The organism is Streptomyces sp. NPDC031210 (assembly GCF_055570395.1).
Window position 1 is genome coordinate 92,559 of sequence record NZ_JBVIHH010000018.1, and the last position, 15,340, is coordinate 107,898.

Below are 15,340 nucleotides of genomic sequence, written 5' to 3' on the forward strand. Positions count from 1 at the left end.
CCCCGGCTAACCCCGGACCCCCAGACCACTATTGAGACTCGACCCTGGCAGCAACAATTGTCGGGGGAAACCCCCGAAGGTGGGATTGACGACAGTGCTCGACGTCAACTTCTTCGACGAGCTGCGGATCGGCCTCGCCACCGCTGACGACATTCGTCAGTGGTCCCACGGCGAGGTCAAGAAGCCGGAGACCATCAACTACCGCACCCTCAAGCCCGAAAAGGACGGACTCTTCTGCGAGAAGATCTTCGGTCCGACCCGGGACTGGGAGTGCTACTGCGGTAAGTACAAGCGCGTCCGATTCAAGGGCATCATCTGTGAGCGCTGTGGCGTCGAGGTCACGCGCGCCAAGGTGCGCCGTGAGCGGATGGGCCACATCGAGCTTGCCGCTCCCGTTACCCACATCTGGTACTTCAAGGGCGTGCCGAGCCGGCTGGGCTACCTGCTGGACCTCGCCCCCAAGGACCTCGAGAAGGTCATTTACTTCGCCGCCTACATGATCACGTGGGTGGACGACGAGCGCCGTACGCGCGACCTGCCCTCGCTGGAGGCGCACGTCTCCGTCGAGCGCCAGCAGATCGAGCAGCGCCGCGACTCCGACCTGGAAGCCCGCGCCAAGAAGCTCGAGACCGACCTGGCCGAGCTGGAGGCCGAGGGCGCCAAGGCCGACGTGCGCCGCAAGGTGCGCGAGGGCGCCGAGCGTGAGATGAAGCAGTTGCGCGACCGTGCGCAGCGCGAGATCGACCGTCTCGACGAGGTCTGGAACCGCTTCAAGAACCTCAAGGTCCAGGACCTGGAGGGCGACGAGCTGCTCTACCGCGAGCTGCGTGACCGCTTCGGCACGTACTTCGACGGCTCGATGGGTGCCGCTGCCCTGCAGAAGCGCCTGGAGACCTTCGACCTGGAGGAGGAGGCCGAGCGCCTCCGCGAGATCATCCGGACCGGCAAGGGCCAGAAGAAGACCCGTGCGCTCAAGCGCCTCAAGGTCGTCTCCGCCTTCCTCCAGACCCGCAACAGCCCCAAGGGCATGGTGCTGGACTGCATCCCGGTGATCCCGCCGGACCTGCGTCCGATGGTGCAGCTCGACGGTGGCCGCTTCGCGACCTCCGACCTGAACGACCTGTACCGCCGCGTGATCAACCGCAACAACCGCCTGAAGCGCCTTCTCGACCTCGGTGCGCCCGAGATCATCGTGAACAACGAGAAGCGCATGCTCCAGGAGGCCGTCGACGCGCTGTTCGACAACGGCCGCCGCGGTCGCCCGGTCACCGGTCCCGGTAACCGCCCGCTGAAGTCCCTGAGCGACATGCTCAAGGGCAAGCAGGGCCGCTTCCGTCAGAACCTGCTCGGCAAGCGAGTCGACTACTCCGCGCGTTCGGTGATCGTCGTCGGCCCGCAGCTCAAGCTGCACCAGTGCGGTCTGCCCAAGGCCATGGCGCTGGAGCTCTTCAAGCCGTTCGTGATGAAGCGCCTGGTTGACCTCAACCACGCGCAGAACATCAAGTCGGCCAAGCGCATGGTCGAGCGCGGCCGCACGGTCGTCTACGACGTCCTCGAAGAGGTCATCGCCGAGCACCCGGTGCTGCTGAACCGTGCGCCGACCCTGCACCGCCTGGGCATCCAGGCCTTCGAGCCGCAGCTCGTCGAGGGCAAGGCCATTCAGATTCACCCGCTCGTGTGCACCGCGTTCAACGCGGACTTCGACGGTGACCAGATGGCCGTCCACCTCCCGCTGTCCGCGGAGGCGCAGGCCGAGGCCCGCATCCTGATGCTGTCCTCGAACAACATCCTCAAGCCGGCCGACGGCCGTCCGGTCACCATGCCGACCCAGGACATGGTGCTGGGCCTGTTCTTCCTCACCACGGATGAGGCGGAGCGCAAGGTCATCGGCGAAGGCCGGGCCTTCGGCTCGACCGCCGAGGCGATCATGGCCTTCGACGCCCGCGAGCTGTCGCTCCAGGCGAAGGTCGACATCCGCTTCCCGATCGGCACCGTTCCGCCGCGCGGCTGGGTTCCCCCGGTCGCGGAGGAGGGCGAGCCCGAGTGGCAGCAGGGTGACAGCTTCCGGCTGCGGACGACCCTGGGTCGCGCGCTCTTCAACGAGCTGCTGCCCGAGGACTACCCGTTCGTCGACTACTCGGTGGGCAAGAAGCAGCTCTCCGCGATCGTCAACGACCTGGCCGAGCGCTACCCCAAGGTCATCGTGGCGGCGACGCTCGACAACCTGAAGGCGGCCGGCTTCCACTGGGCGACCCGTTCCGGCGTCACCGTCGCCGTCTCGGACATCGTCGTCCCGGAGGCCAAGAAGGCCATCGTCAAGGGCTACGAGGCCCAGGACGAGAAGGTGCAGAAGCAGTACGAGCGCGGTCTGATCACCAAGGACGAGCGCACGCAGGAGCTCATCAACATCTGGACCAAGGCGACCAACGAGGTTGCCGAGGCGATGAATGAGAACTTCCCGAAGACCAACCCCATCTTCATGATGGTGGACTCCGGTGCTCGCGGAAACATGATGCAGATGCGTCAGATCGCGGGTATGCGTGGTCTGGTGTCCAACGCCAAGAACGAGACCATCCCGCGGCCCATCAAGGCGTCGTTCCGTGAGGGTCTGTCCGTGCTGGAGTACTTCATCTCCACGCACGGTGCCCGTAAGGGTCTGGCGGACACCGCCCTGCGTACCGCCGACTCGGGTTACCTCACCCGTCGTCTGGTGGACGTCTCGCAGGACGTCATCATCCGCGAGGAGGACTGCGGCACCGAGCGCGGTCTGAAGCTGCGGATCGCCAGCAAGGGCGCCGACGGCGTCCTGCGCAAGGCGGACGACGTCGAGTCCAGCGTGTACGCGCGGATGCTGGCCGAGGACGTCGTCGTCGACGGCAAGGTCATCGGCCCCGCCAACGTCGACCTGGGCGATGTCCTCATCGACCAGCTCGTCGCGCACGGCGTCGAGGAGGTCAAGACCCGTTCGGTCCTGACCTGCGAGTCCGCGGTCGGCACCTGTGCCTTCTGCTACGGCCGTTCGCTGGCCACCGGCAAGCTGGTCGACATCGGTGAGGCGGTCGGCATCATCGCCGCCCAGTCCATCGGTGAGCCCGGCACCCAGCTCACGATGCGTACCTTCCACACCGGTGGTGTGGCCGGTGACGACATCACGCTGGGTCTGCCGCGTGTCGTCGAGCTCTTCGAGGCCCGTACGCCCAAGGGTGTCGCCCCGATCTCGGAGGCGGCCGGCCGCGTCCGTATCGAGGAGACCGAGAAGACCAAGAAGGTCATCGTCACCCCGGACGACGGCAGCGACGAGACCGCCTACGGCGTCTCCAAGCGTGCCCGCCTCCTGGTGGGCGAGGGCGACCACGTCCAGGTCGGCCAGCCGCTGACCGTGGGTGCGATCAACCCGCACGACGTGCTGCGGATCCTCGGCCAGCGTGCCGTCCAGGTCCACCTGGTCGGCGAGGTCCAGAAGGTCTACAACAGCCAGGGCGTGGCGATCCACGACAAGCACATCGAGATCATCATCCGGCAGATGCTGCGCCGTGTGACGATCATCGAGTCCGGCGACGCGGAGCTGCTGCCGGGCGAGCTGGTGGAGCGCACGAAGTTCGAGGGCGAGAACCGTCGTGTCGTGGCGGAAGGCGGCCACCCGGCCTCGGGCCGTCCGCAGCTCATGGGTATCACCAAGGCTTCGCTGGCCACCGAGTCCTGGCTGTCGGCGGCGTCCTTCCAGGAGACGACCAGGGTGCTGACGGACGCGGCGATCAACGCCAAGTCCGACTCCCTGATCGGCCTCAAGGAGAACGTCATCATCGGTAAGCTCATCCCGGCCGGTACGGGCCTGTCCCGCTACCGCAACATCCGGGTCGAGCCCACCGAGGAAGCCAAGGCCGCGATGTACTCGGCCGTCGGTTACGACGACATCGACTACTCGCCCTTCGGCACCGGCTCCGGCCAGGCGGTCCCGCTGGAGGACTACGACTACGGTCCGTACAACCAGTAAGCGATCCGGTTCGCCGGTTTCGGCTGAACGCAGGGCGGTCACCCCACCGGGGTGGCCGCCCTGCGGCGTTGGGGGGCCGCTGGGGGCGGGCGCGTGGTGCCGCAGGGGGGAGATGCCCGTGGCGTCCTGGCGGGCGGTGTACGGCGCGCGTGCGCGAGGCCGGCGGTCGGGCCGTTCGCGTCCCCATGCCCTGGGGGGAACTGGTCCTCCCATTGCCGCGTCTGTGATGAGAAGATGGGGTCAACTGTCGAGCGGGGGGAGGTTCGCGACATGGCATTCCAGCCGTGGCAGGGTGGGCAGCCCGCTCAGCCGCCGTATCAGATGCCGGCCATGCGTGCCTCGCACGCCGATCGTGAACGCGCGATCGATGTGCTGAAGGCGGGTTTTGCCGAGGGCCGGCTCGGCCAGGCGGAGTACGAGCAGCGGATGGGCCGTGCCTATCAGGCGCAGACGCACTCCGAACTCCAGATGCTGGTGTCGGATCTCCCGCAGGGACCGGTGCCGCAGGCGCAGTTCGCGCCGCAGCCCGGAGTGCCCGCGACGTTCATGCCGATGCCCATGCAGATGCCGATGCCGGTGCACACCAACAGCTCCGCGACGGGCGCGCTGGTGTGCGGGATCATGATGCCGGTGACGTGGGGGCTGACGGCGATCCCGGCGGTGATCCTCGGCCACAAGGCGCGGACCGAGATCCGCCGGACCGGTGAGCGCGGGGACGGTCAGGCCATCGCCGGCCTGGTGCTCGGCTGGCTGGGTATCGGCGCCTGGGCACTGTTCCTCCTGGTGTTCGTCCTCGTCGCGGTCTCCCACTCCTGAGGGACCTGCCGCGGCGGCCGTAGTGGATCATTGGGGCGCGGGCCCGTTTCCGGTGGTGGCCGGGGGCCGTCGCGGGGATGCGGCGCCTTCTTCCGTCCGGCCGTGGATCGCACTACGGTGGCGGGCAACGCCGTGAGGAGTCCGGCGTGTCCTTCGCGTGTGCATTTGTTTTGACCGCAGCTCATGCGGTAGGTACGCTCTGACCTTGTGCCTGGGGTGTCCCTGGGCTGCCGTGCGCGCAATCTCCCATGGAGCGCCTCCCGGGCCGTAAAGCCCGGAGGGACTTCGTCGGGGAGTGTCCCCCGCACGGGAGCCGGGTCTCGACACCGCGATCTGCCGCCATCCTCGTTCCAGCGAGGGTATGGACTGCAGTATTCGACACACCCGACCGCGTGGGTCGGTGAATGTTCCAGGTTAGCTTTACCGAGACTGGCACACAGAAACCGGAGAAACGGTGCCTACGATCCAGCAGCTGGTCCGCAAGGGCCGGCAGGACAAGGTCGAGAAGAACAAGACGCCCGCGCTTGAGGGTTCCCCCCAGCGCCGCGGCGTCTGCACGCGTGTTTTCACGACCACCCCGAAGAAGCCGAACTCGGCCCTGCGTAAGGTCGCGCGTGTGCGTCTGACCAGCGGGATCGAGGTCACCGCTTACATTCCGGGTGAGGGCCACAACCTCCAGGAGCACTCGATCGTGCTCGTGCGCGGCGGCCGTGTGAAGGACCTGCCGGGTGTTCGGTACAAGATCATCCGCGGCTCCCTCGACACGCAGGGCGTCAAGAACCGCAAGCAGGCTCGCAGCCGCTACGGCGCCAAGAAGGAGAAGTAAGAATGCCTCGTAAGGGCCCCGCCCCGAAGCGCCCGGTCATCATCGACCCGGTCTACGGCTCTCCTCTGGTGACCTCCCTCATCAACAAGGTTCTGCTGAACGGCAAGCGCTCCACCGCTGAGCGCATCGTTTACGGCGCCATGGAGGGTCTGCGCGAGAAGACCGGTAACGACCCGGTCATCACGCTCAAGCGCGCGCTCGAGAACATCAAGCCGACCCTTGAGGTCAAGTCCCGCCGCGTCGGTGGCGCGACCTACCAGGTCCCGGTCGAGGTCAAGCCCGGCCGCGCCGCGACCCTCTCGCTCCGCTGGCTCGTGGGCTACTCCCGCGCCCGCCGCGAGAAGACCATGACCGAGCGCCTCATGAACGAACTGCTCGACGCCTCCAACGGCCTCGGCGCTTCGGTCAAGAAGCGTGAGGACACGCACAAGATGGCCGAGTCCAACAAGGCCTTCGCGCACTACCGCTGGTAGTCGCAACCCACATCGAGACCGAGAGAAGATTGAGCCGATATGGCCACCACTTCGCTTGACCTGGCCAAGGTCCGCAACATCGGGATCATGGCCCACATCGACGCGGGCAAGACGACCACCACCGAGCGGATCCTGTTCTACACCGGCGTTTCGTACAAGATCGGTGAGGTCCACGACGGCGCTGCCACGATGGACTGGATGGAGCAGGAGCAGGAGCGCGGCATCACCATCACGTCTGCCGCGACGACCTGCCACTGGCCGCTGGAAGACGTCGACAACACCATCAACATCATCGACACCCCGGGCCACGTCGACTTCACGGTCGAGGTGGAGCGCTCGCTGCGCGTCCTGGACGGTGCGGTGACGGTGTTCGACGGTGTCGCCGGTGTCGAGCCCCAGTCCGAGACCGTTTGGCGTCAGGCGGACCGCTACGGCGTGCCGCGCATCTGCTTCGTCAACAAGCTCGACCGGACCGGCGCGGAGTTCCACCGCTGCGTCGACATGATCGTGGACCGCCTCGGCGCGGTGCCGCTGGTCATGCAGCTTCCGATCGGCACCGAGATGGACTTCAAGGGTGTCGTTGACCTCGTCACCATGAAGGCCTTCGTGTGGTCCGCCGAGGCCGCCAAGGGCGAGATGTACGACGTCGTCGACATCCCGGCTTCGCACACCGAGGCGGCCGACGAGTGGCGCGGCAAGCTGCTCGAAGCCGTCGCGGAGAACGACGAAGAGATCATGGAGCTGTACCTGGAGGGCGAAGAGCCCTCCGTGGAGCAGCTTTACGCGGCGATCCGCCGGATCACCATCGCCTCCGGCAAGGGCGGCGGCACGACCGTCACCCCGGTGTTCTGCGGTACCGCGTTCAAGAACAAGGGTGTCCAGCCGCTGCTGGACGCGGTTGTGCGTTACCTCCCCTCCCCGCTGGACGTCGAGGCCATTGAGGGCCACGCGGTCAACGACCCGGAGGAGACCGTCACGCGCAAGCCGTCCGACGACGAGCCGCTCGCGGCTCTGGCGTTCAAGATTGCGAGCGACCCCCACCTGGGCAAGCTCACCTTCATCCGGGTGTACTCGGGCCGCCTTGAGGCCGGCTCGCAGGTGCAGAACTCGGTGAAGGGCAAGAAGGAGCGCATCGGCAAGATCTACCGGATGCACGCGAACAAGCGTGAGGAGATCGAGTCGGTGGGTGCCGGTGACATCGTCGCCGTCATGGGTCTGAAGCAGACCACCACCGGTGAGACCCTCTGCGACTCCGCGCACCCGGTGATCCTGGAGTCCATGGACTTCCCGGCTCCGGTCATCCAGGTCGCCATCGAGCCCAAGTCCAAGGGCGACCAGGAGAAGCTGGGTGTCGCCATCCAGCGCCTCGCCGAAGAGGACCCGTCGTTCCAGGTCCACACCGACGAGGAGACCGGCCAGACCATCATCGCGGGTATGGGCGAGCTGCACCTCGACGTGCTGGTCGACCGTATGCGCCGTGAGTTCCGGGTCGAGGCCAACGTCGGCAAGCCGCAGGTCGCCTACCGCGAGACCCTGCGCAAGGCCGTCGAGCGTCTCGACTACACGCACAAGAAGCAGACTGGTGGTTCCGGCCAGTTCGCCAAGGTGCAGATCGCGATCGCGCCGCTCGAAGGCGACGGGTACGAGTTCGAGAACAAGGTCACCGGTGGCCGTATCCCGCGGGAGTACATCCCGTCCGTGGACGCGGGCTGCCAGGAGGCCATGGAGTTCGGTGTTCTCGCCGGCTACCCGCTGACGGGCGTCAAGGTCACGCTTCTCGACGGTGCCTTCCACGAGGTCGACTCGTCCGAGATGGCGTTCAAGATCGCCGGTTCGATGGCCTTCAAGGAGGCCGCCCGCAAGGCTTCCCCGGCCCTGCTCGAACCGATGATGAAGGTCGAGGTCACCACGCCCGAGGACTACATGGGCGACGTGATCGGCGACATCAACTCCCGTCGTGGTCAGATTCAGTCCATGGAGGAGCGCAGCGGCGCCAAGCTCGTCACGGGCCTGGTTCCGCTCTCGGAGATGTTCGGCTACGTCGGAGACCTCCGCAGCAAGACGTCGGGTCGCGCAAGCTACTCGATGCAGTTCGACTCCTACGCCGAGGTTCCCCGGAACGTCGCCGAGGAGATCATCGCGAAGGCCAAGGGCGAATAGGACCGTCTCCCGAGAGTCGGAACACGCTTTAGGCTTGACACCGTCTGCCGGGGTAATCCCCGCAATCCGTGAGGATTGCCCCCGCAGCCGGCATCCCAGCAAAGATCACCTGGCGCCGATGAGTAAGGCGTACAGAACCACTTCAGGAGGAACCAGTGGCGAAGGCGAAGTTCGAGCGGACTAAGCCGCACGTCAACATCGGCACCATCGGTCACATCGACCACGGTAAGACGACCCTCACGGCCGCCATTACCAAGGTGCTGCACGACGCGTACCCGGACCTGAACGAGGCCTCGGCCTTCGACCAGATCGACAAGGCTCCTGAGGAGCGCCAGCGCGGTATCACGATTTCGATCGCGCACGTCGAGTACCAGACCGAGTCGCGTCACTACGCCCACGTCGACTGCCCCGGTCACGCGGACTACATCAAGAACATGATCACGGGTGCCGCGCAGATGGACGGCGCGATCCTCGTGGTCGCCGCCACCGACGGCCCGATGCCGCAGACCAAGGAGCACGTGCTCCTGGCCCGCCAGGTCGGCGTTCCCTACATCGTTGTCGCCCTGAACAAGGCCGACATGGTGGACGACGAGGAGATCCTGGAGCTCGTCGAGCTCGAGGTCCGTGAGCTCCTCTCCGAGTACGAGTTCCCCGGCGACGACGTTCCGGTCGTCAAGGTCTCGGCGCTCAAGGCGCTCGAGGGCGACAAGGAGTGGGGTGACTCCGTCCTCAACCTGATGAAGGCCGTGGACGAGTCCATCCCGCAGCCCGAGCGTGACGTCGACAAGCCGTTCCTGATGCCGATCGAGGACGTCTTCACGATCACCGGCCGTGGCACCGTTGTCACCGGTCGTATCGAGCGTGGTGTCCTCAAGGTCAACGAGACCGTCGACATCATCGGCATCAAGACCGAGAAGACCACCACCACGGTCACCGGTATCGAGATGTTCCGGAAGCTCCTCGACGAGGGCCAGGCCGGTGAGAACGTCGGTCTGCTGCTTCGCGGTATCAAGCGCGAGGACGTCGAGCGCGGCCAGGTCATCATCAAGCCGGGTTCGGTCACGCCCCACACCTCGTTCGAGGCCCAGGCGTACATCCTGTCGAAGGACGAGGGTGGCCGTCACACCCCCTTCTTCAACAACTACCGCCCGCAGTTCTACTTCCGTACCACGGACGTGACCGGCGTCGTGACCCTCCCCGAGGGCACCGAGATGGTCATGCCGGGCGACAACACCGAGATGACGGTCGAGCTGATTCAGCCGGTCGCCATGGAGGAGGGCCTGAAGTTCGCCATCCGTGAGGGTGGCCGGACCGTCGGCGCCGGCCAGGTCACCAAGATCAACAAGTAATTGTCGATCCGGTTGACCGGGTAGCTCCCAGGAGCAACCGAGGAGCCCCGCCCACCACTTGGTGGGCGGGGCTCCTTGACAGTTGGGGCCCGATTGGCCTTATACCACCCATGTGTGGCACACTAGCCAGGTTGCTCGGTTGAGTGCCGATGCTGCGCGCCTCCCGCCGGGAGGACTGGAAGCGAGTCCCAGGTATTCGTCGTCCCATGCGGTGCACCGCGAGGTGCAGGGGCGGAAGTACGGGAATCTTCCGGGAAGCGTCAGCGGGGTACCAGCCAGGCGCCCGGTGGGTGTTCTTCCCCCACTCTCTCCTTCTTGAAGGATCTCCCTTGTGGAGATTTACGGGAAGGGGTGCGACACGCCCGACCGCGTGGGTCGGAGGTTGGACAGTGCGTCGCAAGACGCACAGCGCATCGGGTCCCAGAGCGTTACGAGAGACAGGACTACTGAGTAGCCATGGCGGGACAGAAGATCCGCATCCGGCTCAAGGCCTACGACCACGAGGTCATCGACTCCTCGGCGAAGAAGATCGTCGAGACGGTGACCCGCACTGGTGCGTCGGTCGCGGGCCCGGTGCCGCTGCCCACTGAGAAGAACGTGTACTGCGTCATCAAGTCGCCGCACAAGTACAAGGACTCGCGCGAGCACTTCGAGATGCGCACGCACAAGCGCCTGATCGACATTCTCGACCCGACGCCCAAGACCGTTGACTCGCTGATGCGCCTGGACCTTCCGGCCGGCGTTGACATCGAGATCAAGCTCTGAGAGGCGCGGAAGAGATGGCAAAGCAGATCAAGGGCATCCTGGGCGAGAAGCTCGGCATGACTCAGGTCTGGGACGAGAACAACCGTGTCGTCCCGGTCACTGTTGTCAAGGCCGGCCCCTGCGTCGTTACCCAGGTGCGCACCAATGACAAGGACGGCTACGACTCCGTCCAGATCGCCTTCGGCGAGATCGACCCGCGCAAGGTGAACAAGCCCCTCAAGGGCCACTTCGCCAAGGCCGACGTCACGCCCCGCCGCCACCTCGTCGAGGTCCGTACCGCCGACGCCGGCGAGTACACCCTCGGCCAGGAAGTGAACGCCGAGACCTTCGAGTCCGGTGTCAAGGTGGACGTGACCGGCAAGAGCAAGGGCAAGGGCTTCGCCGGTGTCATGAAGCGTCACGGCTTCCATGGCGGCAAGGCCTCCCACGGTGCCCACCGTGTGCACCGTAAGCCTGGCTCCATCGGTGGCTGTGCCACCCCCGGCCGCGTGTTCAAGGGCATGCGGATGGCCGGTCGCATGGGCAACGAGCGGGTCACCACCCAGAACCTGACCGTCCATGCCGTTGACGCGGAGAAGGGCCTGCTGCTCATCAAGGGCGCAGTTCCTGGTCCGAACGGCGGCCTCGTCCTGGTCCGTACCGCGGCCAAGGGGGCCTGAGGTAACGATGAGCACCATTGACATCCTTTCGCCGGCAGGCGACAAGGCCGGTACCGTCGAGCTCCCCACGGAGATCTTCGACGCCAAGGTCAGCATTCCGCTGATCCACCAGGTCGTTGTCGCTCAGTTGGCCGCTGCCCGTCAGGGCACGCACAAGACCAAGACTCGCGGCGAGGTCCGCGGCGGTGGCAGGAAGCCTTACCGCCAGAAGGGCACCGGCCGCGCGCGCCAGGGTTCGACCCGTGCGCCGCAGTTCGCCGGCGGTGGCGTCGTCCACGGCCCCGTGCCGCGTGACTACTCGCAGCGGACGCCCAAGAAGATGAAGGTCGCCGCCCTGCGCGGTGCCCTCACCGACCGGGCCCGCAACAGCCGCATCCACGTCGTCTCCGGCGTGGTCGAGGGCGCGATCTCCACCAAGGCCGCCAAGGACCTCCTCGGCAAGGTCAGCGAGCGCAAGAACGTGCTCCTGGTCGTCGAGCGCAGCGACGAGGCCGCGTGGCTGTCCGCCCGCAACCTGCCCCAGGTGCACATCCTGGAGCCGGGCCAGTTGAACACGTACGACGTGCTCGTCTCTGACGACGTGGTCTTCACCAAGGCCGCCTTCGAGTCCTTCGTGTCTGGCCCCAAGGCCGCTGACACCGAAGGGAGCGAGGCCTGATGTCTGAGGCGACCGTTACCAGCAAGACCTTCTCGGACCCGCGCGACATTCTCGTCAAGCCGGTTGTCTCGGAGAAGAGCTACGCGCTGCTGGACGAGAACAAGTACACGTTCATCGTCGCGCCCGGCTCCAACAAGACCCAGATCAAGCAGGCCGTCGAGGCGGTCTTCTCGGTCAAGGTCACCGGGGTCAACACGATCAACCGTCAGGGTAAGCGCAAGCGCACCAAGACCGGTTTCGGAAAGCGCGCGAACACCAAGCGCGCCATCGTGACCCTCGCCGAGGGCGACCGTATCGACATCTTCGGCGGCCCGGTCTCCTAACGGAGTCCGAGTCGTCCGGAATCGGACGAGGACTGAGAAATGGGTATCCGCAAGTACAAGCCGACGACCCCGGGCCGTCGTGGCTCCAGCGTCGCCGACTTTGTCGAGATCACGCGGTCCACGCCGGAGAAGTCGCTGGTCCGCCCGCTGCACAGCAAGGGCGGCCGTAACAACGCCGGTCGTGTGACCGTTCGCCACCAGGGCGGTGGCCACAAGCGCGCCTACCGAGTGATCGACTTCCGTCGTCACGACAAGGACGGCGTGCCGGCCAAGGTCGCGCACATCGAGTACGACCCCAACCGCACCGCGCGCATCGCGCTGCTGCACTACGCAGACGGCGAGAAGCGCTACATCATCGCGCCCCGTGGCCTGGCCCAGGGTGCCCGGATTGAGAACGGCCCTGGCGCCGACATCAAGCCGGGTAACAACCTGCCGCTGCGTCACATCCCCGTGGGTACGACGATCCACGCGATCGAGCTGCGTCCGGGCGGCGGTGCGAAGTTCGCCCGCTCGGCCGGTGCCTCCGTGCAGTTGCTCGCGAAGGAGGGCACGCACGCCCACCTTCGTATGCCCTCCGGTGAGATCCGCCTGGTCGACGTCCGCTGCCGCGCCACTGTTGGCGAGGTCGGCAACGCCGAGCAGTCGAACATCAACTGGGGCAAGGCCGGCCGTATGCGCTGGAAGGGCGTCCGCCCGACCGTGCGTGGTGTCGTGATGAACCCGGTCGACCACCCGCACGGTGGTGGTGAGGGCAAGACCTCCGGTGGTCGCCACCCGGTCTCGCCCTGGGGCAAGAAGGAGGGTCGTACTCGCTCGCCGAAGAAGGCCAGCAACAAGTACATCGTCCGCCGCCGCAAGACGAACAAGAAGCGCTAGGAGCGGGTTTAGATGCCGCGCAGTCTCAAGAAGGGGCCCTTCGTCGACGACCACCTGAGCAAGAAGGTGGATGTCCAGAACGAAGCAGGCACCAAGAACGTCATCAAGACCTGGTCCCGCCGCTCCATGATCGTCCCGGCCATGCTCGGCCACACGATCGCGGTGCACGACGGCCGCAAGCACGTCCCGGTGTTCGTCACCGAGTCGATGGTCGGCCACAAGCTCGGCGAGTTTGCGCCGACCCGCACCTTCCGCGGCCACGAGAAGGACGACCGCAAGTCGCGGCGTCGTTGATCGGCGGAGTGCGAAGACTATGACTGACACCGAAGGGACAACCATGGAAGCCAGGGCCCAGGCGCGGTACATCCGCGTCACGCCCATGAAGGCCCGCCGCGTGGTGGACCTTATCCGTGGCATGGATGCCACGGAGGCTCAGGCGGTCCTGCGTTTCGCCCCGCAGGCCGCGAGCGTGCCGGTTGGCAAGGTGCTGGACAGCGCCATTGCCAACGCGGCGCACAACTACGACCACACCGACGCCGGCAGCCTCGTCATCACTGAGGCGTACGTCGACGAGGGCCCGACCCTGAAGCGGTTCCGGCCGCGTGCACAGGGTCGTGCCTACCGGATCCGCAAGCGGACCAGCCACATCACCGTGGTCGTCAGCAGCAAGGAAGGAACCCGGTAATGGGCCAGAAGGTTAACCCGCACGGGTTCCGGCTCGGCATCACCACCGACTTCAAGTCGCGCTGGTACGCCGACAAGCTGTACAAGGACTACGTCAAGGAAGACGTCGCCATTCGTCGCATGATGACGAAGGGCATGGAGCGCGCCGGTATCTCGAAGGTTGAGATCGAGCGCACCCGTGAGCGCGTCCGCGTTGACATCCACACCGCTCGTCCGGGCATCGTCATCGGTCGCCGCGGCGCCGAGGCCGACCGCATCCGCGGCGAGCTGGAGAAGCTGACCGGCAAGCAGGTCCAGCTCAACATCCTCGAGGTCAAGAACCCCGAGACCGATGCTCAGCTCGTGGCCCAGGCCGTCGCCGAGCAGCTCTCCTCCCGCGTCTCCTTCCGTCGCGCCATGCGTAAGAGCATGCAGTCGACGATGAAGGCCGGCGCCAAGGGCATCAAGATCCAGTGCGGTGGCCGCCTCGGTGGCGCCGAGATGTCCCGCTCGGAGTTCTACCGCGAGGGCCGCGTGCCCCTGCACACGCTCCGTGCGAACGTCGACTACGGCTTCTTCGAGGCCAAGACCACCTTCGGCCGTATCGGCGTGAAGGTCTGGATCTACAAGGGCGACGTCAAGAACATCGCCGAGGTTCGCGCCGAGAACGCTGCCGCCCGTGCGGGTAACCGCCCGGCTCGCGGTGGCGGCAACGACCGCCCGCGTCGCGGTGGCGGCGAGCGCGGTGGCCGCGGCGGCCGCAAGCCGCAGCAGAACGCTGCCGAGGCCCCCAAGGCCGAGGTCGCTGCCTCTGCTCCGGCGGAGACCCCCGGAACGGAGGCCTGACCGACATGCTGATCCCTCGCAGGGTCAAGCACCGCAAGCAGCACCACCCGAAGCGCAGTGGTATGGCCAAGGGTGGCACCGAGCTGGCCTTCGGTGAGTACGGCATCCAGGCCGTTACCCCCGCTTACGTGACGAACCGTCAGATCGAGTCCGCTCGTATCGCCATGACGCGTCACATCAAGCGTGGCGGCAAGGTGTGGATCAACATCTACCCCGACCGTCCGCTGACGAAGAAGCCGGCCGAAACCCGCATGGGTTCCGGTAAGGGTTCTCCGGAGTGGTGGGTCGCGAACGTCAAGCCCGGTCGGGTGATGTTCGAGCTGTCCTTCCCGAACGAAAAGGTTGCCAAGGAGGCGCTGACCCGCGCCGCCCACAAGCTTCCGATGAAGTGCCGCATCGTGCGGCGCGAGGCAGGTGAGTCGTGATGGCGGCCGGTACCAAGGCGACCGAGCTGCGCGAGCTGAATGACGAGGACCTCGTCGGAAAGCTTCGTGAGGCCAAGGAGGAGCTGTTCAACCTCCGCTTCCAGGCGGCGACCGGACAGCTCGAGAACCACGGCCGGCTGAAGGCCGTCCGCAAGGACATCGCCCGGATCTACACCCTGATGCGTGAGCGCGAGCTGGGCATCGAGACGGTGGAGAGCGCCTGATGAGCGAGAAGAATGTGACTGAGACCAACGACCGCGGTTTCCGCAAGACCCGCGAGGGTCTCGTCGTCAGCGACAAGATGGACAAGACCGTCGTCGTCGCCGTCGAGGACCGCGTCAAGCACGCCCTGTACGGCAAGGTCATCCGCCGTACGAACAAGCTCAAGGCGCACGACGAGCAGAACGCCGCTGGTGTCGGTGACCGCGTCCTCCTGATGGAGACCCGGCCGCTGTCCGCCACGAAGCGCTGGCGCATCGTCGAGATCCTCGAGAAGGCCAAGTAGGA

17 protein-coding genes are annotated in these 15,340 nt (G+C 66.1%); all 17 read left to right on the forward strand.

What is annotated here, in order from left to right; genetic code table 11:
* The first annotated feature begins 94 nt into the window (after positions 1–94).
* The 17 genes from ACZ45Z_RS28310 (at position 95) to rpsQ (ending at position 15,338) form a co-directional block, all read left to right on the forward strand.
* Complete coding sequence (locus ACZ45Z_RS28310) at positions 95–3,994, forward strand: DNA-directed RNA polymerase subunit beta' (protein ID WP_468368302.1); 3,900 nt, start codon at positions 95–97, stop codon at positions 3,992–3,994.
* 330 nt (positions 3,995–4,324) lie between these two features.
* Positions 4,325–4,810 (forward strand): DUF1707 and DUF4190 domain-containing protein, encoded by a 486-nt coding sequence (locus ACZ45Z_RS28315; protein WP_468368305.1) that lies wholly within the window; start codon positions 4,325–4,327, stop codon positions 4,808–4,810.
* 454 nt (positions 4,811–5,264) lie between these two features.
* Entirely contained in the window at positions 5,265–5,636 is a 372-nt protein-coding gene (gene rpsL / locus ACZ45Z_RS28320) for a 30S ribosomal protein S12 (RefSeq protein ID WP_003948652.1), read from the forward strand.
* A 2-nt stretch (positions 5,637–5,638) separates the two neighbouring features.
* A complete protein-coding gene (gene rpsG, locus ACZ45Z_RS28325; RefSeq protein WP_004571813.1) occupies positions 5,639–6,109 on the forward strand; it encodes a 30S ribosomal protein S7 in 471 nt (156 codons plus the stop codon).
* Between the two features lie 39 nt (positions 6,110–6,148).
* Positions 6,149–8,269, forward strand: a complete 2,121-nt coding sequence (gene fusA / locus ACZ45Z_RS28330; protein WP_468368135.1) for an elongation factor G — start codon at positions 6,149–6,151, stop codon at positions 8,267–8,269.
* A 155-nt stretch (positions 8,270–8,424) separates the two neighbouring features.
* Positions 8,425–9,618: an elongation factor Tu gene (gene tuf, locus ACZ45Z_RS28335; protein WP_468368138.1), complete on the forward strand. Its 1,194-nt coding sequence runs from the start codon at positions 8,425–8,427 to the stop codon at positions 9,616–9,618.
* Positions 9,619–10,074: 456 nt separating this feature from the next.
* Positions 10,075–10,383: a 30S ribosomal protein S10 gene (rpsJ, locus tag ACZ45Z_RS28340; protein ID WP_003948644.1), complete on the forward strand. Its 309-nt coding sequence runs from the start codon at positions 10,075–10,077 to the stop codon at positions 10,381–10,383.
* A 14-nt stretch (positions 10,384–10,397) separates the two neighbouring features.
* Positions 10,398–11,042, forward strand: a complete 645-nt coding sequence (gene rplC / locus ACZ45Z_RS28345; RefSeq protein WP_468368141.1) for a 50S ribosomal protein L3 — start codon at positions 10,398–10,400, stop codon at positions 11,040–11,042.
* Positions 11,043–11,049: 7 nt separating this feature from the next.
* Positions 11,050–11,700, forward strand: a complete 651-nt coding sequence (gene rplD / locus ACZ45Z_RS28350; RefSeq protein WP_468368144.1) for a 50S ribosomal protein L4 — start codon at positions 11,050–11,052, stop codon at positions 11,698–11,700.
* Entirely contained in the window at positions 11,700–12,023 is a 324-nt protein-coding gene (gene rplW / locus ACZ45Z_RS28355) for a 50S ribosomal protein L23 (protein WP_468368147.1), read from the forward strand. Before rplD ends, rplW begins: the two co-directional genes overlap by 1 nt.
* 39 nt (positions 12,024–12,062) lie before the next feature.
* Positions 12,063–12,899, forward strand: coding sequence for a 50S ribosomal protein L2 (rplB, locus tag ACZ45Z_RS28360; protein WP_468368150.1), 837 nt, complete (start codon positions 12,063–12,065; stop codon positions 12,897–12,899).
* A gap of 12 nt (positions 12,900–12,911) precedes the next feature.
* Entirely contained in the window at positions 12,912–13,193 is a 282-nt protein-coding gene (gene rpsS, locus ACZ45Z_RS28365) for a 30S ribosomal protein S19 (protein ID WP_014054167.1), read from the forward strand.
* A gap of 43 nt (positions 13,194–13,236) precedes the next feature.
* Entirely contained in the window at positions 13,237–13,584 is a 348-nt protein-coding gene (gene rplV, locus ACZ45Z_RS28370) for a 50S ribosomal protein L22 (RefSeq protein ID WP_052859704.1), read from the forward strand.
* Positions 13,584–14,408: a 30S ribosomal protein S3 gene (gene rpsC, locus ACZ45Z_RS28375; RefSeq protein ID WP_468368153.1), complete on the forward strand. Its 825-nt coding sequence runs from the start codon at positions 13,584–13,586 to the stop codon at positions 14,406–14,408. The genes rplV and rpsC overlap by 1 nt, the downstream gene beginning before the upstream one ends.
* Before the next feature lie 5 nt (positions 14,409–14,413).
* Positions 14,414–14,833 carry a 50S ribosomal protein L16 gene (rplP, locus tag ACZ45Z_RS28380; RefSeq protein ID WP_006604880.1) on the forward strand — a complete coding sequence of 140 codons (420 nt, stop codon included), beginning with the start codon at positions 14,414–14,416 and terminating at the stop codon, positions 14,831–14,833.
* Entirely contained in the window at positions 14,833–15,057 is a 225-nt protein-coding gene (gene rpmC, locus ACZ45Z_RS28385) for a 50S ribosomal protein L29 (protein ID WP_006604881.1), read from the forward strand. Before rplP ends, rpmC begins: the two co-directional genes overlap by 1 nt.
* Entirely contained in the window at positions 15,057–15,338 is a 282-nt protein-coding gene (gene rpsQ / locus ACZ45Z_RS28390) for a 30S ribosomal protein S17 (protein WP_248865559.1), read from the forward strand. Before rpmC ends, rpsQ begins: the two co-directional genes overlap by 1 nt.
* The last annotated feature ends 2 nt before the right edge of the window (positions 15,339–15,340 follow it).